Origin of the sequence: Streptomyces sp. NBC_01669, from assembly GCF_026339735.1 — a bacterium.
GTDB classification, from domain to species: Bacteria; Actinomycetota; Actinomycetes; order Streptomycetales; family Streptomycetaceae; genus Streptomyces; species Streptomyces yanii.
This window is the reverse complement of sequence record NZ_JAPEQG010000001.1, coordinates 2,049,934-2,074,029: the sequence shown is the minus strand read 5'-3', so window position 1 is coordinate 2,074,029 and position 24,096 is coordinate 2,049,934. Positions and strand designations below refer to the sequence as shown.

Genomic DNA, 24,096 nt, shown 5'->3' with positions numbered 1-24,096 from the left:
CTGTACCGGAAGCACGACGGACATCCGGTACGGAAGGACCATCCACCTATGGTGCCCCGCCAGCCCAGGAGCCGCCCGCGCACGCGCCGTCTCTTCACGAGCCGCCCGCGCGGCGCCCGTACCCTCCTCGCCGCCCTCGTCATCGCCGCGGTCGCCGTGCCCGTCTCGGGTGCGGCACGCCCCTCCGCGGTCCCGGCGCCCGCCCCCGCCGCCCTCGCCCCGCTGCGTGCGACCCCCGCCGCCCTGGCCGTGCGATATGCCGTCAACCGAGGCTCCATCCAGGCGGCCGAACGGATGGCCACCGGCCACGGCGACCGGAAGCGGGCCGCCGCGCTGCGCGAACTGGCCGACCCGGAACGCCACTTCCTCTTCTTCGACGGCCGCGACGGTGGACGCAGCGTCGAGGTCTTCGGTGATCTGTCCACGGCACGCCGGATCGCGGTGCTGGTCCCGGGTGCGGGCATCGGTCTCGACAAGTACTGGCGGTTGCGGGCCGGCGGTGTCGCGCTCCAGCGGGAGCTCGGCGACGGATCGGCAGTCATCGGCTGGCTCGGGTACGCAACGCCGGCCACGGTGAGCCCGGAAGCGGTGACCCCCGGCCTGGCCGAGCATGCCGCCCCCGAACTGCGCGCATTCCTGAACGAGTTGAAGAGGTCCAAGCCGTCCGCCCGGATCACGCTGCTCTGTCACTCCTACGGCTCCGTCGTCTGCGCCGAGGCCGCGTCCGATCTGAAGGTCTCGGACATCGTCCTGTACGGCAGTCCCGGCACCGGCGCGCACAGCGTCGCAGCGCTGCACACCCCGGCCACCGTCTGGGCGGGCCGGGGCGGCAGCGACTGGATCGGCCACGTACCGCACGCACGGCTCCGACTTCCCTTCGTCACCTTCGGGTTCGGGACGGACCCGGTCTCGCCCGAGTTCGGTGCCCGGCACTTCGCGGCGGGCGACGGCGGCCACAGCGACTACCTGAAGCCCGGCTCCTTATCCCTGAAGAACCTCGCCCGGATCGTCTCCGGCCGGACCCCTGCCGAGGAGGGCCGTCATGCGTGAACTCGTCCGGCGGATCGACGCAGCCACCCCGCCCGGCCGCGACCGGGCAGTCGACGCCCTGCGCGCCCTCGCCATCCTGGGCGTGGTGCTCGGCCACTGGCTGGTCACCGCCCTGATCGCCGACACCGGCACGGTGCGCGCCGCCAGCCCCCTCCAGCACATGCCCGAACTGATCCCGGTCTCCTGGCTGTTCCAGACCCTCGCGGTCTTCTTCCTCGTCGGCGGACAGGTGGCGGCGAAGAGCTACGCCTCCGCCCGCGCCCGCGGCACCAGGTACGGGCAGTGGCTCGGCGCCCGGATGCTCCGGCTGTTCCGGCCGGTCGCCGCCGTGCTGGTGGTGTGGACCGTGATCGCGGGCACGCTGCTCGCCTCCGGGGTGGGCACGGAGACCGTGCACGCATTGCTCAAGCTGGTGCTGTCGCCGCTCTGGTTCCTGCTCGTCTTCGCGGCGCTGACCGCGGTCACCCCACTGGTCTCCAGGCTCCATCCGCTCTGGCCGCTCGCCGTGGTGCTCCATGTCGACCTGATCCGGTTCGGACTGGGCGGACCCACCTGGCTCGGCTGGATCAATGTGGCGGCCGGCTGGCTGGTCCCCTACTGCCTGGGCACGACCTGGGCCCGCGGCGGCCTGCAGAGCCGGGCGACCGGATGGGCGCTGCTGCTCGTCGGGGCCATCGCCACCGCCGGACTCGTCCTGTGGGCCGGCTACCCCGCGTCCATGGTCGGGGTGCCGGGCAGCAGGATCTCCAACCTCGACCCACCCACCCTCGCGGCCGTCGCCTTCGGTCTCGCCCAGTGCGGCGCGGCCCGGCTGCTGCTCGGCCCGCTGCGGCGGGTCCTGCGCCGCCCTGCGGCCTGGGCGGCGGTGGCGCTGGTCAACCTCTCCGCGATGACGATATTCCTCTGGCACCAGACCGCGATGATGGCGGTCACCGCCATCGGCCTGCTCGCGGGAGAGGCGCTGCCCGGACTGCACACGGTGCCCAGGGATTCGGGATGGGTGTTCGCCCGTCTGGCGTGGCTGCCGGTGTTCGCCGTGGCGCTGCTGGTCTGCTGGGCGGCGTTCCGTAAGTACGAGGAGGGGCGGCCCCGACGCGAGAAGGGCCGGATCGTCCGTGAGAACCGTCCCACCAGGACCTCGGTGATGCGCCGTGCCTAAGGGGTTGTCCCGTAGTCCCTGGCGGAAGGGCGCGCTGCGTCAGATGCGGTGCATCGCAAGGCGGAGGGGTGTGCACATACGGGATGTATTCGTACGTTCTGGCAACGCGGCGAGGTGCCGTAGCTGTTGTCGTGCGGCCGTCAGGGACTACGGGGCAGCCCATAGGGTGGTCCGGATGAGGTGGAAACCGGTGGGGGACAAGGAGCGGGTGAAGGCCACCCTGCGGAGGGCGCCTCGCGTCCTGTTCGAGGATCTGACGGCGCCCGCCGACCCGCTGCCAGACATGGGCCAGCCCGGATGGCCGGTCTGGCGGCCGGTGTTCGGGATGCTGCTGGTCATCTGCGCGACCTTCCTCACCGTGTTTTATGTGAACGAGATGAGTCCGGGGGACGGCGGCGGCATCCCCAAGTACGGGGTGCTGGGCTTCGCCCAGGGGGCGGCGCTCGTCGCCGTGATGTTCCGCCCGGTGTCGGCCTGGTGGGCGTCGACCGTCCTCATGGTCGTCACCGCGCGGCTCTCCGAGCCCGATATGAGCCGTGACCAGTTGTTCCCATGGAGCGTTCCCGGGCTCGCGCTCCAGTGCGGGGCGCTCTTCCTGCTGGCGCTGCGGGTCCCGCCCCGCCGCGCGGCCGGGGCGCTGGTGATCACTCTCGTCGCCGGACTGTCCTGCACCCTCTTCACCACCACGCCGCACAACTACGTCATCTACCGCTCCACTCCGGTCCTGATCGCCGCTGTGGTGCTCGGCGCCTCGCTGCGCGGTCTGCGGGTGGCCCGCACCCAGCTCGTCGTCCAGGAAGAGCTCACCGCCGGTGAGCGGGCCCGGCGCACCCTCCTGGAGGAGCGCAACCGGATCGCCCGCGAGCTGCACGACGTGGTCGCCCACCACATGTCGGTGATCTCCATCCAGGCGCAGGTCGCCCCGCACCTGGTCGAGAACCCGTCCGACGAGCTCCGGGAGAACCTCGCGGGCATCCGGCAGAATGCCGTCGAGGCGCTCACCGAACTGCGCCATGTGCTCGGCGTGCTCCGCTCCGAGGACGCCTTGTCGCAAGGGGTGAGGCACACCCCGCAGCCCACCCTCGACCGGCTCGACGAACTGGTCGCCAATGTGCGCGCTGCCGGGCTCACGGTCGCCACCGCCACCACCGGTGCGCCGCGCCCGCTGCCGCCCGGTGTCGAGCTGTCGGCCTTCCGGATCATCCAGGAGGCGCTCAGCAACGCGATGAGGCACGCCCCCGGCGCGCAGGTGCGGGTGGAGACGGCCTACGGGACGACCGGGCTGACCGTCCGCATCACCAACACCGCGCCCGACGGGGCGCCCGCGCGCTCGCAGTCCATGGGACACGGACTGCTGGGGATGCGCGAACGCGCTGCCATGCTGGGCGGCGAACTCGCGGCCGGGGCGACCCCGGACGGCGGCTACGAGGTCACGGCTATCCTGCCGGTGAGCGCCCCTGCCCTGGCCGCCGAATCTGCCGAGGAAACCCCGTGACGACCATTCGCGTACTCATCGCCGACGACCAGGTGATGGTTCGTCAGGGTTTCACAGTGCTGCTCAACGCCGAACCCGGCATCGAGGTCGTCGGTCAGGCGGTGGACGGCCTCGACGCCGTCGCCAAGGTCGCCGAGCTCGCCCCGGACGTCGTCCTCATGGACGTCAGGATGCCGGTGCTCGGCGGTATCGAGGCGACCCGCCGCATCACCTCGGCGCCCGACGCCCGGGTCAAGGTGCTCATCCTGACCACCTTCGATCTCGACGAGTACGTGTACGAGGCGTTGCGCGCCGGCGCGTCCGGCTTTCTCCTGAAGGATGCGTCGGTCGAGGAACTGGCCCGTGCGGTCAGGGTGGTGGCGGCCGGTGACGCGCTGCTCGCCCCGAATATCACCAAGCGGCTGATCGTGGAGTTCTCCCGGATGACCGCCGCCCCCCGGGCCCCGCTGAAGGACCGTATCGGTGATCTGACGGAACGCGAGACCGAGGTGCTGTCCCTGATCGCACAGGGTCTGTCGAACGCGGAGATAGCCCAGTTGCTGGTGGTGGCGGAGCAGACCGCGAAGACCCATGTGAGCCGGATACTGGCCAAGCTGGGGCTGCGCGACCGGACGCAGGCGGCGGTCTTCGCCTACGAGACGGGCCTGGTGCGACCGGCCGGCTACTGACGTGCAGGCGAATGGGCGGGGGCACGGGACCGCCGTACCCCCGCCCGGGGTGGTGACCGCCCGACGGCGAGAGGCCGGCGCGACCGTTTCGTTCGCGCCGCCGGGCGGAGTTCTGCAGGCTGAGAGGCCGGTTGTTGCGCCGGGACCGCGGCGGCGGGCGATGGGCGGCCGGGTCCGCTCTCTCTCAGGTCGAGAGCGGCCGCCGGCTGCCTTCACCACCGCACTGGCTCGCACGCCGCCGCGGTCCTCGGTCACGTCCGTCCCGCCGGACACCCCTCAGGGCCGGCCGGACGGACAGCGCAGGAGAGATGACCTCCCGTCATGTCTCTTGCGCGGTCTTGGTGTTCCAGGGGCGCTCGTTCGGATCACGGCTGGGCTCTCACGGGGCGATCCGGCCTGATCCGGACGAAGGACCCCAGTGCCCGTCCCGGGAGGGGCACTAGTCCTCGCGCAGGGCGCGGACCGCTTCCTCGACGCGCTTGCCGTAGTCGGCGTCGGCGGCGTGGAAGTGGGCGAGGTTCTTCTCGATCACGTCGTCGCGGGTGACCTGGGAGAGGCCTCCGGCGATGTTGGCGACCAGGCGGCCCTTCTCGTCCTCGGACATCAGCCGGTAGAGCTCGCCCGCCTGGAAGAAGTCGTCGTCCTTGGTGTGGGCGGGCGCCGCGTGGGTGCCGGTCCAGCCGTGGATCGCCAGCGGGGCGGAAAGCGCCGCGTCGGTCTGGGCGGGGCCCGCATACGAGTTGGGCTCGTAGTTCTTGTCGTGGCGCGCACCGTTGCGGGTGGCGTGCAGACCGTCACGGCCGTAGTTGTCGACGACAGCCGTCCGCGGCGCATTCACCGGGAGGTGGGTGTGGTTGACGCCCAGCCGGTAGCGGTGCGCGTCGGCGTAGGCGAACAGGCGGCCCTGGAGCATCTTGTCCGGGGAGGGGCCGATGCCGGGCACGAAGTTGTTCGGGGAGAACGCGGCCTGCTCGACCTCGGCGAATACATTGTCCGGGTTGCGGTCCAGGACCAGCCGGCCCACGCGCTGCAGCGGGTAGTCGCTGTGCGGCCACACCTTGGTGAGGTCGAACGGGTTGAAGCGGTAGTCGGCGGCCTCGGCGGCCGGCATGACCTGCACGTACAGGGTCCAGGACGGGTTCACGCCCCGTTCGATGGCCTGCAGCAGGTCCGTCTGGTGCGAGGTGCTGTCCTTGCCCGCGAGCTCGGCGGCCTGCTCGCTGGAGAGGGAGCGCACGCCCTGGTTCGTCTTGAAGTGGTACTTGACGAAGAAGGCCTCGCCCTCGGCGTTCGTCCACTGGTAGGTGTGCGAGCCGTAGCCGTTCATGTGGCGGTACGAGGCAGGAATGCCCCGGTCGCCCATCAGCCAGGTCACCTGGTGCGTAGCCTCGGGGGCGTGGGCCCAGAAGTCCCAGACGTTGTCCGGCTCCTGACGGCCGGTGAACGGGTCACGCTTCTGCGAGTGGATGAAGTCGGGGAACTTGATCGGGTCCTTGATGAAGAAGACCGGGGTGTTGTTGCCGACCAGGTCGTAATTGCCCTCGTCCGTGTAGAACTTGAGGGCGAAGCCGCGCGGGTCGCGTACGGCGTCGGCGCCGCCGAGCGAGTCGGCGACCGTCGAGAACCGGATGAACGTCTCGGTGCGCTTGCCGACGGCGGAGAGGAAGTCGGCCCGGGTGAAGCCGGTGACGTCGTCGGTCACCTCGAAGTAGCCGTACGCGCCGGAACCGCGGGCGTGGACCACGCGCTCCGGGATGCGCTCCCGGTTGAAGCGCGCGAGCTTCTCCAGCAGGTGCTGGTCCTGGAGGAGGATCGGGCCACCGACGCCGGCGGTGGCGGAGTTCTGGTTGTCGGCGACCGGGGCGCCTGACTCGGTCGTAAGCACACGCTGCGTCATGGTGTCGGGGCGACCTTCCGTACGGGAGCTGCTGAACTGCGACGCCCTGGGGGCTCCAGGAGCGTAGGTACGCTCCGAACCAGACGTCAACAGTTTGTTGAAATTGGGGCTGAGGTGTTCCGGATGGTGTCGACGCCTGGGCGCGACAGGACAGGTGTCAGCGCCGACACCATCCGGAAGTCTGTGGGGCGGCCGGTCAGGCCTGGACCGGCTGACCCGAGAGGCGCTCAACCGCGCGCAGCAGGGCCGAGTGGTCCAGGCCGCCGTCGCCCTGCGCGCGGAGCGAGGCGACGAGCTGGGCGACGACGGCGCCGACGGGGAGCGCGGCACCGACATTACGGGCGGCGTCGGTGACGATGCCCATGTCCTTGTGGTGCAGATCGATCCGGAAGCCCGGCGCGAAGTCGCGCCTCAGGAAGTTGTCCTTCTTGCGGGTCAGTACGGTGGAGCCGGCCAGTCCGCCGTTCAGCACGTCGAGCGCGGCCGCGAGGTCGACCCCGGACTTCTCCAGGAAGACGACGGCTTCGGCGCAGGCCTGGATGTTGACCGCGACGATCAGCTGGTTGGCGGCCTTCACCGTCTGGCCGGAGCCGTGCGGGCCGCAGAGCACGATCGTCTTGCCGAGCGCCCGCAGGATCGGCTGCGCGGCGTCGAAGTCGGCCTGCTCGCCGCCGACCATGATCGACAGCACGGCTTCGATCGCACCGGCCTCGCCACCGGAGACCGGGGCGTCCAGGACCCGGATGCCCTTCTCCTTCGCGTTCTTCGCGAGGTCCACGGAGGTCTGCGGGGTGATCGAGGACATGTCGATCAGCAGGGCGCCCGACTTGGCGTTCGCCAGGATGCCTTCGGGGCCGTACGCGATGGCCTCGACGTGCGGGGACGCGGGCACCATCGTGATGACGACATCGGCGTCCCGGACCGCCTCGGCGATCGAACCCGCGCCGTGCCCGCCGGCCGCGGCCAACCGGTCGATCTTGTCCTGCTCCAGGGTGTATCCGGTGACGTCGTAACCGGCCTTGATCAGGTTCTCGGACATGGGGGAGCCCATGATGCCGAGTCCGATCCACGCAACCTTGGGGAGGTTGTTGCTCATGAGGGGGTGCCTTCCTGAAAACGTGTGTACGAGGGGGAGTCCGACGCCCTCAGCGGGCCGCTCGGGCCTCGGCCGGGAGCCATGCGAAGGACTCGGCGCTCGGCTGGTCGCCGGACTTGTACTCCAGGCCGACCCAGCCGTCGTAACCGGCCTTCGTCAGCTCGTCGAGGAGCTGCTCCAGCGGCAGGGAGCCGGTGCCGGGCGCGCCGCGCCCCGGGTTGTCGGCGATCTGGACGTGACCGGTCCGGTCGGCGTACGCGGAGATGACCTGGCTCAGGTTCTCGCCGTTCATCGACAGGTGGTACAGGTCCAGCAGGAACTTCGCATTGCCGAGCCCCGTCGCGGCGTTGACCTTGTCGACGACCTCGATTCCGGCCGGTGCGCTCACCAGCGGGTAGCGCGGCGACTCCGGCTCGTTCAGGGTCTCGATCAGCAGGACCGCCCCGATCCGGTCGGCCGCGCGGGCGGCCAGGACCAGGTTCTCCAGGGCGAGCTCGTCCTGCACGGCCGGGTCCACGCCGTCGACGCGGTTGCCGTAGAGCGCGTTGAGCGCCTTGCAGCCGACCGAGGCGGCGAAGTCGGCCACCACCTCGATATTGGCGCGGAAGCGGTCCGACTCCGGGCCGGGCACGGAGAGCGCGCCGCGGTCGGGTCCGGGTAGCTGTCCGGCGTAGAAGTTCAGCCCCACCAGCTGCGTGCCCGCGTCGTCGAGCGCCTTCTTGAGGGCGTCGAGTTCGCTCTGCGGCGGGGTGGGGGTCTCGATCCAGGGCCACCACAGCTCGACCGCCGTGAAGCCCGCCGCGGCGGCGGCCGCGGGACGCTCCAGGAGCGGGAGTTCCGTGAAGAGGATCGAAAGGTTCACATCGAAGCGCTGGTCCGGCCCAGTCTTCTGCGAATCGAGAGAGGCCATGAGGGTCAGGCGCTCCTTCCGTATTGCGGAAGTTAGTTTCTGCTTAACGGAAGATTGCCCGGGGAGTGGAGAGGCTGTCAAGGGGGTGACCGGAATTCGGGCCGGTCAGGGCTCGTCCGGACACGGTCGATCAGCCACTGGTTGACGTCGACCGACAACAACGTCCGCTCCAGCGGATATGCGCCCCTTGCGGCGGTGATCGGGGCAGGACACTGTGGCTGGCACAGCCGCCGCCGATCTCCCGAGGTGCCCCACATGACCGCCCCCGCCAGTCGCCGCACCCTTCTCGGAGCGCTCCTGGCGGGTGCCGCTCTCACCACCGCGCCGGCCCCGCCCACGACGGCCCGGCCCGCGAGCCGACGGGAGACTTCTGCCGTCCCGGACCGACGGTCCGGGACGCTCCTCCTGGGGGCGTACACCTCGACCGCCGGAGGGGGCACGGGGATCGGTGTGGCCGGGTACGACCAGGCGACCGGGAGAATCACCGGGCGCACCACCGTCACCGGCGTCGACGACCCCTCGTACCTCGCCCCGCACCCCTCCGGCGCCACGGTCTACGCCGTCGATGAGCAGGAGCAGGGCGGCGTGACCGCCGTGGCTCTCGCCGCGGACGATACCTTCCGGGTGCTGGGCACCCGCTCCACCGGTGGCGCCGGCCCCTGCCATCTCTCCGTCCACCCGTCCGGGCGGTGGCTGCTGAGTGCCAACTACGCCTCGGGCAGTGTCGCCGTCCACCCGATCGCCGCCGACGGCTCCCTGGGGGAGCGCACCGCTCTGGTCGCCCACACGACCCCGTCGCCCGGTCCCGGCCAGGACGGACCTCACGCCCATCAGATCGTCACCGCCCCCGACGGCGGCCATGTCCTCGCCGTCGACCTGGGCAACGACACCGTGTACACCTACCGGCTCGATCTGCGCCGGGGCGCGCTCCACCAGGTCTCGTACGCGCTCCTGCGCCCGGGTGCAGGACCGCGCCACCTGGCCTTCCACCCCGGCGGCCGTTTCGCCTATCTCGCCTGCGAGGTCGACAACACCGTCGTCGTCTGCGGTTACGACCCCTCGACCGGCACCCTCACCCCGGGGGCCCCGCAGGCCACCGGAACGGGCCCGGGCACCAGCTATCCCGCCCAGCTCCTGGTCACCGGCGACGGCCGTTTCGCCTACCTCGCCAACCGCGGGCACAACAGCCTGACCCGCTACGCCGTCGAGGGCGGCGGGGCAGCGCTGCGGCTGATCGACGCGGTGCCGGTGGGCGGCGACTTCCCCCGGCACATCGCCTTCTCGCCGGACGGGGGCCTGCTCTTCGCCGCCAATCAGAGGTCCGGGACGGTGACGGTCTTCGCGGTCGACCGGGCCGACGGCGGGCTGCGCCGCACCGGTACCACCCCGTTCGCCGCTCCGGCGGCCGTCTGCGTGCTGCCGCTCGGGTCCCGGCGCGGCTGATCCCGACGCGAAACCCCAGTGGTCCGTTAGGGTCGGGGCCGAGCCGCGGGCCCCCGGGTGCGGCGAGCACATGATGGAGGCACAGTGCGCTTGAGAGTGGAGTTCACCACCGAGCCCTTCGATCTCGACGAGGCGCCCGCCCATGCGGTGGTGGCCCGTGAGGTGATCCAGACGGCCGAGCTGGACGCCGTGGATGTCGGCCCCTTCGGCAATACGGCGGAGGGCGGCGCCGACGCGGTGCTCACCGCGGTGGACTCCCTGCTGCGCAAGGCCCTGGAGTCCGGTGCCACCCGGGTATCGCTCCAGGTCAACGTCATCGGGGAGGACTCGAAGTGACCGAACCCGCGGACCACCCCCTCGTCACCGCGGTCAAGCCGCTCGTCGACGCCATGGGCGCCGAGCTGGTCGGGCCCGGGGATGCCCGGACCGACGACGTGGTGCTGGCCTGGGAGGGCGAGGACGTCATAGCCGTACGGCTGCCGCAGCTCTCGGACTCGCTCGACCACATCCTGGCCGCCATGGAGCGGCGGCACGGCATGCCACTGGCCGAGCTGGACCGTAGGACCAAACAGTCGGTCGTACGGACCCTGGAGGCACGGGGTGCCTTTTCGGTGCGGCACGGTGTGGAGACGGTGGCGGGGGCGCTGGGGGTCAGCCGCTTCACCGTCTACAACTATCTGAATCGGGAAAATGCCGCCAAAGGTGAGTAGTTGAGCGAAGACCGCGGAAGTATGCGGAAGGCCGTCGCCCGGATCGTCGGGCGACGGCCTTTGACGTTCGCGGAATTTCAACAAAGTGTTGACGTGGTGTTGTGGAGGGCGTTAGCTATCCGCAGCCCGACCAACGCACAGCGAAAAAAGCCACGGAGGCTCCCGTGACTCTGAGCTCCACACCGGGCCTCACCCGGTTCAATACTCTGGCGGACGACGAGGCCACCACCGCGTTGCACGAGGTGTGTGCCAGTGCGGCATGGGGAAGAGCGATCCTCTCCCGGCGCCCCTACACCACCACAGAAGCCCTTCTCGCCACCAGTGATGCCGTCATGGCCGAGCTGACCCGCGAAGATCTGGCCGACGCGATGGCCGGTCACCCCCCGATCGGCCGCCCGGCACCGGGAGACCCGACCTCCTCCCGCGAACAGCGGGGGATGGCCGACGCCACCGAGGAGCTCAAGGCCGAGATGCTCGAACTGAACCTGGCCTACCAGGAGCGGTTCGGACATGTCTTCCTGATCTGCGCCACCGGTGCCACCGGAGAGCAGATGCGCGACGCGGTGAAGTCCCGGATCGGGAACTCGCCCGAGCAGGAGCGCGAGATCGTGCGCACCGAGCTGGGCAAGATCAACCGCATCCGGCTGACCCGCCTCGTAACCGAAGGAGAGTGACGGTCTTGAGCACCGACACCACCGCATCGGTGTCCACGCACATCCTGGACACCAGCATCGGCCGCCCCGCCGCAGCCGTCGCCGTCACGCTCGCCGCCCGCAGTGGCAGCGACGCGCCGTGGGTGACGCTCGGCGGCTCCGCGACCGACGCGGACGGGCGATGCAAGGACCTGCCGGCGCTGCCGGAGGGCACCACCCATGTACGTCTCGACTTCGAGACCGAGGCGTACTTCTTCAACAAGCAAGCCGAGGCGCAGCAGGACGCCCCCCGCGTAAGGGACAGCGGTGCGTTCTTCCCGGAAGTGGCGATCACCTTCGCCGTCGTACCGGGCGAGCACTTTCACGTACCGCTGCTGCTCAACCCGTTCGGCTACTCCGTATACCGAGGGAGCTAGCAGACATGCCCACGATTCTCGGCCAGAACCAGTACGGCAAAGCAGAGAACCGCGTCGTCAAGATCACGCGGGATGGCGACACCCACCACATCAAGGACCTGAACGTCTCGGTCGCCCTCTCCGGCGACATGGACGACGTCCACTACTCCGGCTCCAACGCCAACGTCCTGCCGACCGACACCACCAAGAACACGGTGTACGCGTTCGCCAAGGAGCACGGCATCGAGTCCGCCGAGCAGTTCGGCATCCACCTCGCCCGCCACTTCGTGACGTCGCAGGAGCCGATCCATCGGGCGCGCATCCGTATCCAGGAGTATTCCTGGGAGCGCATCGCCACCTCGGACAACAACTCCAAGTTCATTGGCTCGGACGAGGTCAACCACTCCTTCGCCCGCAAGGGCCAGGAGCTTCGCACCACCCAGATCACCTACGACGGTGAGAACTGGCAGATCATCTCGGGACTCAAGGACCTCACGGTCATGAACACCACCAACTCGGAGTTCTGGGGTTACGTCAAGGACAAGTACACGACGCTCAAGGAGGCGTACGACCGCATCCTGTGCACCGATGTCGCTGCCGCCTGGCGCTACAACTGGACCAGCGACGACGACCGGATGCCCAACTGGGAGAAGTCGTACGAGCAGGCCAAGAAGCACATCCTGCAGGCCTTCGCCGAGACGTACTCCCTCTCGCTGCAGCAGACCCTGTACCAGATGGGGTCGAGGGTGATCAACAGCCGCAGCGAGATCGACGAGATCCGCTTCTCCCTGCCGAACAACCACCACTTCCTGGTGGACCTGGAGCCCTTCGGTCTCAAGAACGAGACCGCCGACGGCGCTGTCTACTTTGCGGCCGACCGCCCGTACGGACTCATCGAGGCCACCGTGCTGCGGGACGGTATCGAGCCGCAGATCCCGGTCGACATGACCAACCTCTGACGCGGCCCTGAGCCGGTCCCTGCCCGCCGACGGGCGGGGACCGGCCGACCCGGAGGGAAACCCCATGGCACAGCCTGCAACGGGCCCGGCAGCAGACGGCCCCTGTACCGCACCACCGGAGAACTCAGTCCATCCGGTGGACGAAAAGCTTTCCCCCTCGCGGCTCGTCCCCGCCGCGCTCCAGCACATCGCCGCCATGTATGCGGGCGTCGTCACCCCTCCGTTCATCATCGGCCAGGCCGCCGGCCTGGACCCGGCCGGAATGACCCGGCTGATCGCGGCCAGTCTGCTGATCGCCGGACTCGCCACCCTCCTGCAGACGCTCGGCATCGGCGGCGTCGCGGGAAACCGGCTGCCGTTCGTCAACGCCGCGTCCTCCGCCGGCATCGCCCCGATGCTCGCCATCGCCGAGACCAGCGCCCCCGGCCACCAACTCCCGGCGGTCTACGGGGCGGTGCTCGTCGCCGGAGCCTTCTGTCTGGCCGTCGGACCGTTCTTCGGGCGGCTGCTCCGCTTCTTCCCGCCGCTCGTCACCGGCGTCGTCATCACCCTCATCGGCGTCACCCTGATGCCGGTCCCGGCCTCCTGGGCGCAGGGCGGTGACAAGGAAGCCGCCGACTTCGGCGCCATGAAATACTTGGCGCTGGCCGCCTTCACCCTTGCCGTCATCCTGCTGATCCAGCGATTCGGGCGCGGCTTCGTCAAACAAGTCGCCCTGCTCTTCGGCCTGTTGATCGGAACGCTCGCCGCGATCCTGTTCGGGCTGGCCGACTTCTCCGCGCTGAGGTCCGCACCGCTCGCGGCCCTGCCCACACCCTTCGCCTTCGGTGCCCCCGAGTTCAAGCCTGCCGCCATCCTGTCCCTCTGCATCGTCATGCTGGTCCTGATGACGGAGTCCTCGGCCGGCATGCTGGCGCTCGGCGAGATCTGCGACCGGCGCGCCGACGGGCGGACCATCACCCGCGGCCTGCGCACCGACGGCATCGCCACCCTGCTCGGCCCGGTCTTCGGCGGCTTCCCGACGAGCGCGTTCGCGCAGAACGTCGGCGTGGTGTCGCTGACGAAGGTACGCAGCCGCTACGTCGTCGCCGCGGCGGGCGGAGCACTGATCGTCCTGGGCGCCTTCCCCGTCCTCGGCGCGGTCGTCTCCCTCGTCCCGATGCCCGTGCTCGGTGGCGCCGGAATCGTCCTGTTCGGCTCGATCGCCGTCAGCGGCATCCGTACGCTCTCCGAGGCCGGACTCGACGACAGCTCCAACATCATTCTGGTCGCCGTGGCGCTCGGCGCGGGCATCATCCCGCTCGCCGCGCCCGCCTTCTACGCCGGATTTCCGTCCTGGGCGCAGACCGTGCTGGGCTCCGGGATCAGTGCGGGAGCGCTCGTCGCGGTCCTGCTCAACCTGTTCTTCCACCATCTCGGCACCCACAGCCTCACGGCTGTGGCACTCAAATCCTCCTAGGGTCCTGCCGTGCCCACCTCATCACAGAGAGAAGAAGGAAGCGCCATGGCAGCCCCTGATCGTGTGGAACGCATCGTCATCGAGAACTGTTCGATCGCGACCGTCGACGCCGACGACACCGAGTACGCCTCGGGCCATGTCGTCGTCGCGGGCAACCGCATCGAGTACGTAGGCGCCGGCCGGGCCCCCGAGGGGCTGGAGAACGTCGTGCGACGCATCGACGGCGCCGGGCACCTCGTCACCCCCGGCCTGATCAACACCCACCATCACTTCTACCAGTGGATCACCCGGGGCCTGGCCACCGACGACAACCTCTTCGACTGGCTGGTCGCCCTCTACCCGACCTGGGCGCGCATCGACGAGCCGATGGTCCGCGCCGCGGCGCAGGGCTCGCTCGCGATGATGGTCCGCGGCGGTGTCACCACCGCCATGGACCACCACTACGTCTATCCGCAGGGCTCCGGCGACCTGTCCGGCGCCATCATCGGAGCCGCCCGCGACATGGGCGTACGGTTCACCCTCGCCCGCGGCTCCATGGACCGCAGCCAGAAGGAAGGCGGGCTGCCGCCGGACTTCGCCGTCGAGACGCTCGACGGTGCGCTCGCCGGCACCGAGGCGACCATCGACGCGCACCACGACGGCTCCTTCGACTCCATGACGCAGATCGCCGTCGCACCCTGCTCGCCCTTCTCCATCTCCACCGAACTGCTCCGCCAGGGAGCCGAGCTGGCCCGCCGCCGCGGGGTCCGGATGCACACCCACGGCTCGGAGACCGTGGAGGAGGAGAAGTTCTGCCACGAGCTGTTCGGGATGGGCCCGACCGACTACTTCGAGTCGACGGGCTGGCTCGGCGACGACGTATGGATGGCCCACTGCGTCCATATGAACGACTCCGACATCGCCGCGTTCGCCCGCACCGGCACCGGCGTCGCGCACTGCCCGTCCTCCAACGCCCGCCTCGCGGCAGGCATCGCCCGGGTCCCCGACATGCTGGCCGCGGGTGTCCCCGTCGGGCTCGGTGTCGACGGCACCGCCTCCAACGAGTCCGGTGAACTCCACACCGAGCTGCGCAACGCCCTCCTCATCAACCGCCTCGGCGCCCACCGCGAAAAGGCACTGAATGCCCGTCAGGCCCTGCGCCTGGGAACGTACGGCGGCGCCCAGGTCCTCGGCCGCGCGGACCAGATCGGCTCCCTGGAGGTCGGCAAGCTCGCCGACCTGGTGCTCTGGAAGCTGGACACGCTCGCGCACGCCTCCATCGCCGACCCGGTCACCGCGCTCGTCTTCGGCGCCGCCGCCCCCGTCACCCTCTCCCTCGTCAACGGGAAGACGGTCGTCGAGGGCAACCACCTGACCACGGTGGACGAGGACGCCATCGCCCGCGCCACCCGCGACGAGGCTCGCCGCCTCGCGCAGATCGCCGCCGGGGCCTGACGGCTCCGGGGCACCTCCCCCAGAACGGCCGACCGGAGGGGGACGGCCCTCGGCCGGCCGCCGTGGACCCGAGCGGGGTCCACGGCAGCCGGTCCGGCGAACACGCACGCAGAAGTGCGCGTTCGCCGGACCGGTGACCCAAGCTGCCGCACCAGCTGCACGACCTGCACCACCTGCACCACCTCCCTGACACCCACGTCGCCTTGACGTGTATCCGACCGGAGGAACCGCCGTGGCAGCACAGCCCAGGTTTCACAACGACGCAGTCGCAGTTCCCGACCAGCAGCCCGTACCGGACGACCCGCAGGTCGCCGACGGCAAGCATCCGGTCGACGAGACCCTCCCCCCACTGAAGATGTTCACCAGCGGACTGCAGCATGTGGCCGCGATGTACGCGGGCGTCGTGGCACCGCCCATGATCGTGGGACCCGCCGTGGGACTCACCGCCAAGGAGACCGCCTTCCTGATGGGGGCGAGCCTCTTCACCGCGGGCATCGCCACCCTGCTCCAGACCCTCGGCTTCTGGCGCATCGGCGCCCGGCTGCCGTTCGTCAACGGCGTCTCGTTCGCCGGGGTGACGCCGATGATCGCGATCGGCAAGGATCGCGGGCACGACGGCATCGCTGTCATCTTCGGTGCGATCCTCGTCGCCAGTCTCCTCGGCTTCGTACTCGCCCCCTACTTCTGCAAGCTGGTGCGCTTCTTCCCGCCCGTCGTCACCGGGACCGTCATCACCCTGATCGGTGTCTCGTTGCTGCCGGTCGCCTTCAACTGGTCCCAGGGCGGCAACGCGACGGCCGACGGCTACGGGTCGACGACCAATATCTCCATGGCCGCCGTCACCCTGGTCATCGTCCTCGCCCTGCGCAAACTGCTGCGCGGCTTCCTGCAGCAGATCGCGATCCTGCTCGGTCTGGTCGCCGGCACCCTGATCGCGATCCCGGTCGGCATCACCGACTTCGGCGCGATCAGGGATGCCGACCTGATCGGCTTCCCGACCCCGTTCCACTTCGGGGCACCGCAGTTCGAGATGGCCGCCATCGTCTCGATGTGCATCGTGATGCTCGTCTGCATGACCGAGTCCACCGCCGACATGCTGGCCCTCGGCAAGATCGTCGGCCGGCCGGCGGACGAGCGGACCATCGAGGGCGGTCTGCGCGCCGACACCCTCGGCAGCGCCGTCAGCCCGCTCTTCAACGGCTTCATGTGCAGCGCCTTCGCGCAGAACATCGGCCTGGTCGCGATGACCAAGGTGCGCAGCCGGTTCGTCGTCGCCGCGGGTGGCGTCATCCTGATCGTGCTCGGTCTGGTCCCCGTGGCCGCGTCCGTCATCGCGCTCGTCCCACTGCCGGTGCTCGGCGGTGCGGGCATCGTGCTCTTCGGCTCGGTCGCCGCGAGCGGCATCCAGACGCTGGCCACCGCCGCCCTGGAGAAGGGGGAGAACGCGCTGATCGTCGCGGCCGCCGTCGGCATCGGCCTGATCCCGATCGCCGCGCCGGAGTTCTACCACGCGTTCCCGAAGGACCTCCTCGTCGTGCTGGACTCGGGGATCTCCACCGGGTGCGTCGTGGCGATCGTCCTCAACCTGGCCTTCAACCACCTGGGCAGGAAGCCGGAGGAGGGGAACGAGGAGGAGCCCTCCGTCCCGGCAACGGCTCCGGTGGGCGCGCACTGAGTGTGTCCGGTACGGCGCTGTGGCGCGCACGGCTCCAGCCGTACGCGCCACAGACGTATTCCGGGCAGGTCCGGGCGGGACTCAGCCGATGTGGTAGCTGTCGCCGTACACCTTCCACTCCGGCGGCGGATCCAGGTTCAGATTTCCCTTCCTCAGGAAGACCCGCTGGGCGGTGTCCACCCGGCTGGTGTCCGAGTGGGCCCCCTCCTGCTGCAGCGCCCAGACCCGCGCGTCCAGGAAGGCGTTGAGGTAGGTCACCTCGTTGCCGCCCTGCGACGGCGGCTTCGCCCTGGCGAGCGCGCGCTTGCGGATGGAGCTGAAGCTCGTGCTGTCGCTGCCGTCGCCGTGCGTGACGATGGCGTCGTAGTACTCGAACTGGCCGAGTGTGCCGATGCCGTCGGCCTTCCCCCGATCGACCGCCGGGTTGAAGTACGCCCGGTCCCGTTCGTCGTTCTGCGCCTGCTTGAAGGCCGGGTCCGACGCGGCGGTCGCCCAGTCCTCGGCGAAGTCCGGGTCGAGGCCGTCGTGCGAGTCGGTGCCGTTCACCTCCCGCAGAGCGGGCAGATACTTCGCGAGGACGTTGCCCGGCTTGCGCCGGGTGTACAGCTCGACGAGGTCGAGCATGTCGCCCGTGCCGGAGCAGAAGCCGATGATGCCCGCGGTGTAGCCGCGGCCGTCGCCGATGTCCTCGATGTACTTGTACTGCGCCTGCCAGTCGAGTGTGGAGTTCTCCGCGCTGGAGACCAGCTGCATGGCGATCTCCTTCTTCGCCGGATTGTCCAGCCCGGTGGCGGCAGCCGCCTTCCGGGTGGCGGAGACCTCGTGGCGCACGGCTGGATGCGTGGAGGCGCCGGCGTGGGCGGTGGCGGGTGTCGCCGTGAGGGTCACCCCGAATGCGACCAGCGTGAGCCGTACGGGGCGAGTGTTGCGACGTGCGGCGTGCTTATGACGTGCGGCGTGCTTATGGGAAGCGGGCACCATTCCTCCAAAGGGAGTTCGTCGTTCCGGATCCGCTAGGAAGCTTTCCTACCAGAGCGGAGTGAGAGTCGTGGTGGAGTGAGAGTCGTGCACTCGTTCGGCGCAAGCGAGTTGAGTCCGGCTCCGGCTACGGAAAGGCCCCGCACCACGTGCCGGACGCGCGGTGCGGGGCGGTACGGGGCGGCCTGCGGATCAGGGGCGGACACCCTCTGGCCGATGGCTGTCAGCAGTCGGGGTAGGCCACGTGGATCCATACGCCCGTGGGGCCACCCTGCAGGTCGCCCATGGCCCGATGCCCCTACTGGACACGGCAGTTGAGACTTCGACCCCGTTTTCGTCGACCGTGCAGACCGCCGATCGCGGGTTCAGGGTCCGTCGATACGGTAGCTGTCGCCGTACACCTTCCACTCCAACGGTGTTTCCAGCTGGAGTCTGCCCTCGCGTACGAAGACCCGCTGCGCCGTCTCGACGCGACTGGTGTCGGAGTGCGAGGGTTCCTTGCGGATCGCGGTGACCCGGGCATCGAGGAAGGCGTTCAGATACGTCACCTCGTCGCCGCCCCGGGACGGCGGTTCGGCGGCGTCGAGAGCCTCGCGGCGCATCGTACGGAAGCCGACCGTGCCGTCCGAGTCGGCGGCCCCGTGCATCACATAGGCGTCGTAGTAGATGAACTGGCCCAGGGCGCCGAGACCGTCGTCCTTTCCCTGTTCGACCGCCGGATCGAAGTACGAGCTGTCCCGTTCGGCGTCCTGCGCCGATCGGAACGCGGGGTCGGCGGCCGCCTCCACCCATGCGTCGGTGAACGGGCGCCGGAGGCCGTCGTGCGAGTCGCTGCCCTTCACCGCGCGCAGAGCGGGCAGGAACCGTTCCAGCGGATTGCCGGGGCGCGCCGACGCGTACCGCTCGACGACCCTCAGCATGTCGCCGGTGCCGGAGCAGAAGCCGATGATGCCCGCGGTGTAGCCGCGGCCGTCGCCGATGTCCTCGATGTACTTGTACTGCGCCTTCCAGTCGAGTGTGGAGTTCTCCGCGCTGGAGACCAGCTGCATGGCGATCTCCTTCTTCGCCGGATCGTCCAGCCCGGCCGCCGGGGAGCCATTGCCGGAAAAGCGCCCGGGCGAGCGCCCGGAACACCCCGCCAGCAGGGCGGCCACCGTGACCAGAGCGATGAACGGAGCCGTGGCGGGGGCGAGCCGGGAACGCGGAATGACCTTCACTTCTCCAGCCTGCCAGGCACGGGGAGGGATCTTGGTCCGTTCGCCTGTAGCGTCAGGGGTATGGAAGATCAGTCTGTTGTGGATGTCGGCGACGTCCGGCTGGCGTACCGGACCTGGGGCGACCCGTTCGGCTCGCCCGTCGTCCTGCTGCACGGCCTCGGCGGTTCCGCCGCGAGCTGGGAAGCGGTCGGGAGCCTGCTCGGCGAGGAATGGCGGGTGTACGCCCTCGACCTGCGCGGGCACGGGGAGAGCGACTGGCCCGACGAGTACTCCTTCGAGCTGATGAGGGACGATGTCCTCGGCTTCCTCGACGAGTGCGAGCTCGACCGCGTCGGTCTGGTCGGCCACTCCATGGGCGGCGTCGTCGCCCATCTGCTCGCCCAGGAGCACGCGGACCGGGTGGAGCGCATGGTGCTGGTGGAGACCCCGCCGCCGTTCCCCAGCGAGCCGCGGCCCGCCGCGCAGCCCGAAGGGCCGGTCGACTACGACTGGAATGTCGTCGCGCCCATCCGGGCCCAGGTCGCCGACCCCGACCCGCAGTGGGCGGAGGGTCTCGGCGAGATCGTCGCGCCGACGCTGATGATCGCCGGCGGCCCGGAGAGCACCATGCCGCAGGGCCGGCTGGCCGACATGGCCTCCCTGATCCCGGACTGCCGGCTGATCACGCTCGGCGGCGGCCACCGGGTCCACGAGATCCACGCCGACCAGGTCGCCCACCAGATCACAGAGTTCTTCACCAGCTGAAACCCCATTGTCAGTGCCGGGTGCCAAGATCGTTCGCATGGAGCTTGCACTGTTCTTCGCCGAGGTCGACGCCCAGCCGTGGGCCGAGCTGCAGCATGCGTACGGAAGCGCCGCCGATGTGCCCGACTGCCTGCGGGCGCTCGCCGGGGACGACGAGGGCGCGGCGTCCGAGGCGCTCTCCGAGCTGTACGGCAGCATCCTGCACCAGGGGTCGGTGTACGAGGCGACGGCCCACGCGGTGCCGTATCTGGCGCGGCTCGCGGAGGCCGGGCACCGCACGGAGGATCTGCTGGTGCTGCTCGGCGGGATCGCGGAGGGCGGCGAGGACCAGGGGGAGACGGATGAAGCCGCCTGCCGGGCAGCCGTCGTCGCCCAACTGCCGTTGATCCTGGGCTGGATCGCCCACGAGAATCCTGGGTTGCGGCAGGCCGCCGCGTGGACCGGGGCCATGACAGGGGCATCCGGTCAGGTGCTGCCGGTGCTCCGGAGGCGCTGGGCGGAAGAGACGGACCCCCTTGTCCGGGCCGAACTTCTCGGCGCCATCGCCCATCTGGACCCGGCAGGCAGCGTTGCCGAGGCGACCGAAGCCATGGGTGCGGGCGAGCCGGGCGAGGTGAGGATCGCGGCCCTGCTGGCCGGCGTCGACGCGGGCCGGCCCTGGGGCTCCGCCCACCACGAGGCGATGCTGATGCTCCTCCCGGCCGACGGGCTGGTCCGGAGCCGCCTCGACCAGGAGCGCAACGAACCGCTGCAGTATGTCGTCGATTCCCTGCTGCTCCGTGACACGCCCGAGGACCGCGAAGCGGCCTACGGCCTGCTCGACGTGGCACTGCGCCGTTCCGACCCCGACGCCCGCGCCGAGGCGCTGTGGGCGGCCGAGACCGCCTGTCAGCTCTCGCGCAGCGCGCCCGACCGGCTGGCCGCACCCCTGTGTGCGCTGACGGCCGACCCGGCTGCCGTGCCCGCGGCGTACTCGCTCCTCCGGAAGCTGGGCGTCCATGGAGCGGCGGCCGCCCCGGTCCTGGCCCAACTCGCAGCAGGGCAGGGTGATCCGGCGGACCGGGCCCTCGAAGCGCTTGTCGCCGTGGCCCCCGCGCAGGCCGCGCCGCTCCTTGCGCGCGACCTGGGGCAGCGCCCGCGCGCGCTCGGTGCCGTATGCGGCTTCCCGGTCCGAGGGGCAGCCGCCCTCTCCTTCCCGTACGACCCCGACCTGCTGGACGCGATCCGTGTCCGCCTCGTCGCGGACGATCTCGAGGGCAATGAGCCGTTCTGGCTCACGGCCCTGCTCACCGCCTGGGGGAGCCGGGCATCCTCGGCCCTGCCCGAACTGCGGTCCGCGCTGGCGCGGTTCCCGAAGGTCGTCCCCAGGGCGCTGGTGGCGGTCTGCCCGCCGGAACACCGCGCGGAGGCGGCGAAGCTCCTGACGACCGCGGCCCGCTCCGGACCGAAGGCGGGCAGGCTCGCGGCGGCCGGGGCGGTGCGCGAGCTGACCGGCGACACCGGCACCCTGCTGGCAGCGACGGCTGCACGGCTCGCCGAGGGGGGCTACGACGTGCGGGAGGCTGCGAGCACTGCCGGCGAACTGGGCCCGGAGGCAGCCGATCTGGTGCCGGCCCTGCGGTCCGCGCTCAGTGTCCCCGAGCCGAACCGCACCATCCCGCAGCTGGACGGCGATGTCGAGATCGCCGCCGCGCTGTGGCGGATCACGGGGGACGCCGAGGAGGCGGTGCCGGTGCTCGCCGGGGTGCTCGCGGAGGTCGAACCGGCCTGGATGCGCTGGACGTTCATCCGCGCCGCGCGAGCGGCGGCCCTCATCGGAGAGGTGGCCCGCCCGCTGGTCCCCGCGCTGGAGGGCCTGCTGACGGACCGGCAACAGACCCCGGCCGCGGTACTTGCCCTGCACGCGATCGCACCCGAGTCCCTCGACGCCCCTCGGCTGGCCGGCCTGCTCCTGGACGCCGCAGAGGCGGACGCCGAACCCGTCACCGCCATCGAAGCCCTGGTTGCCCTCGGTCCGACCGCCCTCACCGACGACCACCTGAACCGGCTGACCGCCCTCGCCGAACGGGACCTGCGGGTGACGGCGTCAGGACTGGAGTCAGGCATCGCCCCGGCCGACGAACGACTGCGCGACCGGGCGCGCGAGGCGGTGCGTACGCTGCGACCGCACTGACCACGCGTGCGGGATCGCCTGCGCGCCGCGGGCAACGCCGAGACGGGACGGACCGGCGGGCCTCCGGTACGGCCCGCCGTATCGGCCGGTCGTGGGGCGGGTGCCGCCACGCCCCTCCGGCGGCGGCCGCACCGCGCAGACGTCAGCCCCCGGGCTGCCAGTCCGGGCGCCGGCCGCTCATGGCGATTGCCCGGTCGACGAGGGGCGCGTCGGACGGTACGGGGACCGGCGGTCCGAAGATGTCGGGTCGCGGGATGTCGTCGCGGGGCGTCAGCATGGCCAGCGACACCCGCAAGCTCGCCTCGTCCGCCTCGTACGCCTGCCCGGTGGACCGGGCCAGGTCCCAGCCGTGGACGACCAGCTCGTTCAGTGCGACCATCGCGGCCACCTCGCCCGGCAGATCCACACCGCCCGCCCTGGTCATCCCCTGCCGGGCGGCAGGGTCGCGCCAGGCTGTCACCAGCTCGTCCAGCAGGGGCGGCAGTGCCTCGCGCCAGTCGTCGCCGAGGACCGGCAGTGCGGCGGCCGGGTGAGCTGTCGGTCGTCGGCCCGAGATCCTTCCGCGCCGCGTCGCGGAAGGCCATGCTCAGCCCGACCAGATGGGCGAGCAGCTCCCGTACCGCATAGTCGGGGCAGGGGGTGGGGTCGGTCAGCTGTTTCTCCTCGATGCCGTCGAGCAGTGCGGCGATCTGGCGTGCGGCAGGTCCCAGATCGGCCGTGGGCATCGTCTTGTTTTCGGTATCCATACTCTTCAGACCGCTCCGGCGCCCGGAAGTCATCGGTCCTCGCGCGGGGAGTCCACGCCCCGCACCGGCATATGCGGAACGTACCGCCCCATCCTCTTGTCGTGGACCCGCCAGCAGTGTCATATAGGTCCAGACCATTGCTGCCGGATGGAAGGCAAGACCGTGCAACGCCCCCACGCACACGCCGCGTTGGCCACCTCCGCCGCCCTGCTCCTCGCCACGCTCACCGCGTGCGGCGGGACCGCCGACGCCGCCGACACGCAGAGACCGACCGCGCCCGGCGGGGTGACGGCGCAGGCGAGCAGCGCCACCTCCGTCCACGTCATGTGGAACCGGTCCTCCGACAACAAGGCGATCACCGGCTACGAGGTCTACCGCAAGGGCAAGCAGGTCAGGTCTGTCGCGGCGACCCGGCAGATGATCGACGTCGACGGACTGACTCCCTCGACCGCCTACACCTTCACCGTCCGGGCCCGCGACGCCGCCGGAAACCTCTCCGCTGCGAGCAGGGCCGTCGCCGTCACCACCCCCGCCCCCACGCCTGCCGACCACGGGCCGCCGACCCGCCCGGCCGAGCTGCGCGGCAAGGCCGACGGCGGACGCTCGGCGACCCTGTCCTGGGGAGGTTCGACGGATGACGTGGGCGTCACCTCGTACGACATCTACCAGGAGGACTCCCGTATCCACAGCGTGCCCGGCACGCAGACCACGGCCCACCTCACGGGGCTGCGCCCCGGGACCGTCTACACCTTCACCGTCCGGGCCCGCGACGCCGCCGACACGTCCTCGCCGGACAGCAACGACCTCGACCTCACCACCCCGTCCGCCCCGGCGAATACCGCTCCCACCGAACTGCGGACCGACAGTCGTGTGCAGGGCAAGGAGTACGTGATCGACCTCGACTGGAAGCAGCCGGACACCGGCGGCGAGATCCCCGCGTACCAGCTCTTCATCGACGGCCGGCTGACCACCACGATCGTGTGGGGCGGCAAGCCGCCCAAGGGGCGGGCGAGCTACCGGCTGACCGTCGGCGACCCGCGCGGCACGCGGTACTCGATGAAGATCCGCGCCAAGCTCCCGGACGGGAAGTGGGGCGACTTCTCCGCCCGGCGCACCGTCGTCCTCGGCAGCTGACAGGGGCTGTTGATCCCGGAAACCGTTCCTGACCAGTGCGCATATAACCGCCGTCTCGGCAGTCACTTTTCGAGCCGTATGGGAGTTTCAGTCGGTTCCGT

Annotated in this window: 21 protein-coding genes and 1 pseudogene; 16 read left to right on the top strand and 6 right to left on the bottom strand. The window is 70.4% G+C overall.

The annotated features are described in order from the left end of the window. Window positions 1-48 precede the first annotated feature (48 nt). The 4 genes from OG972_RS09030 to OG972_RS09015 all read left to right on the top strand — a co-directional run bounded on the left by OG972_RS09030 (window position 49) and on the right by OG972_RS09015 (window position 4,372). On the top strand, window positions 49-1,050 hold the full coding sequence (locus tag OG972_RS09030) for an alpha/beta hydrolase (RefSeq protein ID WP_266979909.1): 1,002 nt from the start codon (window positions 49-51) through the stop codon (window positions 1,048-1,050). After that, on the top strand, window positions 1,043-2,209 hold the full coding sequence (locus OG972_RS09025; RefSeq protein WP_266979907.1) for an acyltransferase: 1,167 nt from the start codon (window positions 1,043-1,045) through the stop codon (window positions 2,207-2,209). The genes OG972_RS09030 and OG972_RS09025 overlap by 8 nt, the downstream gene beginning before the upstream one ends. Window positions 2,210-2,384: 175 nt before the next feature. Further along, window positions 2,385-3,704: a sensor histidine kinase gene (locus OG972_RS09020; RefSeq protein ID WP_266979905.1), complete on the top strand. Its 1,320-nt coding sequence runs from the start codon at window positions 2,385-2,387 to the stop codon at window positions 3,702-3,704. Further along, window positions 3,701-4,372, top strand: a complete 672-nt coding sequence (locus tag OG972_RS09015) for a response regulator transcription factor (protein WP_266979903.1) — start codon at window positions 3,701-3,703, stop codon at window positions 4,370-4,372. The genes OG972_RS09020 and OG972_RS09015 overlap by 4 nt, the downstream gene beginning before the upstream one ends. Before the next feature lie 439 nt (window positions 4,373-4,811). Here the strand turns inward: OG972_RS09015 and OG972_RS09010 are convergent, their stop codons facing one another. The 3 genes from OG972_RS09010 to OG972_RS09000 form a co-directional block, all read right to left on the bottom strand. Beyond that, window positions 4,812-6,269, bottom strand: coding sequence for a catalase (locus OG972_RS09010; protein ID WP_266979902.1), 1,458 nt, complete (start codon window positions 6,267-6,269; stop codon window positions 4,812-4,814). Window positions 6,270-6,465: 196 nt separating this feature from the next. After that, window positions 6,466-7,365 carry a 2-hydroxy-3-oxopropionate reductase gene (locus tag OG972_RS09005; RefSeq protein ID WP_266979901.1) on the bottom strand — a complete coding sequence of 300 codons (900 nt, stop codon included), beginning with the start codon at window positions 7,363-7,365 and terminating at the stop codon, window positions 6,466-6,468. Window positions 7,366-7,414: 49 nt separating this feature from the next. After that, window positions 7,415-8,275 (bottom strand): TIM barrel protein, encoded by an 861-nt coding sequence (locus OG972_RS09000; protein ID WP_266979900.1) that lies wholly within the window; start codon window positions 8,273-8,275, stop codon window positions 7,415-7,417. A gap of 255 nt (window positions 8,276-8,530) precedes the next feature. Between OG972_RS09000 and OG972_RS08995 the strand changes: the two genes are divergently transcribed. The 9 genes from OG972_RS08995 (at window position 8,531) to OG972_RS08955 (ending at window position 17,003) form a co-directional block, all read left to right on the top strand. Next, on the top strand, window positions 8,531-9,718 hold the full coding sequence (locus tag OG972_RS08995; protein ID WP_266979899.1) for a lactonase family protein: 1,188 nt from the start codon (window positions 8,531-8,533) through the stop codon (window positions 9,716-9,718). Window positions 9,719-9,802: 84 nt separating this feature from the next. Further along, window positions 9,803-10,054 (top strand): hypothetical protein, encoded by a 252-nt coding sequence (locus OG972_RS08990; RefSeq protein ID WP_037692010.1) that lies wholly within the window; start codon window positions 9,803-9,805, stop codon window positions 10,052-10,054. Then, complete coding sequence (locus OG972_RS08985) at window positions 10,051-10,428, top strand: helix-turn-helix domain-containing protein (RefSeq protein WP_266979898.1); 378 nt, start codon at window positions 10,051-10,053, stop codon at window positions 10,426-10,428. The genes OG972_RS08990 and OG972_RS08985 overlap by 4 nt, the downstream gene beginning before the upstream one ends. Before the next feature lie 164 nt (window positions 10,429-10,592). Then, window positions 10,593-11,102 (top strand): 2-oxo-4-hydroxy-4-carboxy-5-ureidoimidazoline decarboxylase, encoded by a 510-nt coding sequence (uraD, locus tag OG972_RS08980; protein WP_266979897.1) that lies wholly within the window; start codon window positions 10,593-10,595, stop codon window positions 11,100-11,102. A 5-nt stretch (window positions 11,103-11,107) separates the two neighbouring features. After that, window positions 11,108-11,497, top strand: a complete 390-nt coding sequence (gene uraH / locus OG972_RS08975) for a hydroxyisourate hydrolase (protein ID WP_266979896.1) — start codon at window positions 11,108-11,110, stop codon at window positions 11,495-11,497. 5 nt (window positions 11,498-11,502) lie between these two features. Next, window positions 11,503-12,435: a factor-independent urate hydroxylase gene (gene pucL, locus OG972_RS08970; protein ID WP_266979895.1), complete on the top strand. Its 933-nt coding sequence runs from the start codon at window positions 11,503-11,505 to the stop codon at window positions 12,433-12,435. A 64-nt stretch (window positions 12,436-12,499) separates the two neighbouring features. Continuing rightward, window positions 12,500-13,894 (top strand): nucleobase:cation symporter-2 family protein, encoded by a 1,395-nt coding sequence (locus OG972_RS08965; protein WP_266979894.1) that lies wholly within the window; start codon window positions 12,500-12,502, stop codon window positions 13,892-13,894. A 45-nt stretch (window positions 13,895-13,939) separates the two neighbouring features. Further along, entirely contained in the window at window positions 13,940-15,328 is a 1,389-nt protein-coding gene (locus OG972_RS08960) for an 8-oxoguanine deaminase (protein WP_266979892.1), read from the top strand. 232 nt (window positions 15,329-15,560) lie between these two features. After that, entirely contained in the window at window positions 15,561-17,003 is a 1,443-nt protein-coding gene (locus tag OG972_RS08955) for a nucleobase:cation symporter-2 family protein (protein WP_266979890.1), read from the top strand. Window positions 17,004-17,084: 81 nt separating this feature from the next. Here OG972_RS08955 and OG972_RS08950 read toward each other — a convergent pair whose 3' ends face one another. Together OG972_RS08950 and OG972_RS08945 are read right to left on the bottom strand one after the other, a co-directional pair. After that, window positions 17,085-17,984, bottom strand: a complete 900-nt coding sequence (locus OG972_RS08950) for a chitosanase (RefSeq protein WP_266979889.1) — start codon at window positions 17,982-17,984, stop codon at window positions 17,085-17,087. 362 nt (window positions 17,985-18,346) lie between these two features. Then, window positions 18,347-19,123 (bottom strand): chitosanase, encoded by a 777-nt coding sequence (locus OG972_RS08945; protein ID WP_266990356.1) that lies wholly within the window; start codon window positions 19,121-19,123, stop codon window positions 18,347-18,349. A gap of 135 nt (window positions 19,124-19,258) precedes the next feature. Here OG972_RS08945 and OG972_RS08940 point away from each other — a divergent pair, with 135 nt between their 5' ends. Together OG972_RS08940 and OG972_RS08935 are read left to right on the top strand one after the other, a co-directional pair. Further along, a complete protein-coding gene (locus OG972_RS08940; protein WP_266979888.1) occupies window positions 19,259-19,942 on the top strand; it encodes an alpha/beta fold hydrolase in 684 nt (227 codons plus the stop codon). 37 nt (window positions 19,943-19,979) lie between these two features. Continuing rightward, window positions 19,980-22,115, top strand: a complete 2,136-nt coding sequence (locus OG972_RS08935; protein ID WP_266979886.1) for a hypothetical protein — start codon at window positions 19,980-19,982, stop codon at window positions 22,113-22,115. A 142-nt stretch (window positions 22,116-22,257) separates the two neighbouring features. On the opposite strand, the pseudogene OG972_RS08930 reads toward OG972_RS08935, so the two are convergent. Next, window positions 22,258-22,840, bottom strand: a pseudogene (locus OG972_RS08930) (TIGR03086 family metal-binding protein). A gap of 168 nt (window positions 22,841-23,008) precedes the next feature. On the opposite strand from OG972_RS08930, the gene OG972_RS08925 reads away from it, so the two are divergent. Continuing rightward, window positions 23,009-23,995, top strand: coding sequence for a fibronectin type III domain-containing protein (locus tag OG972_RS08925; protein WP_266979884.1), 987 nt, complete (start codon window positions 23,009-23,011; stop codon window positions 23,993-23,995). Window positions 23,996-24,096 lie beyond the last annotated feature (101 nt).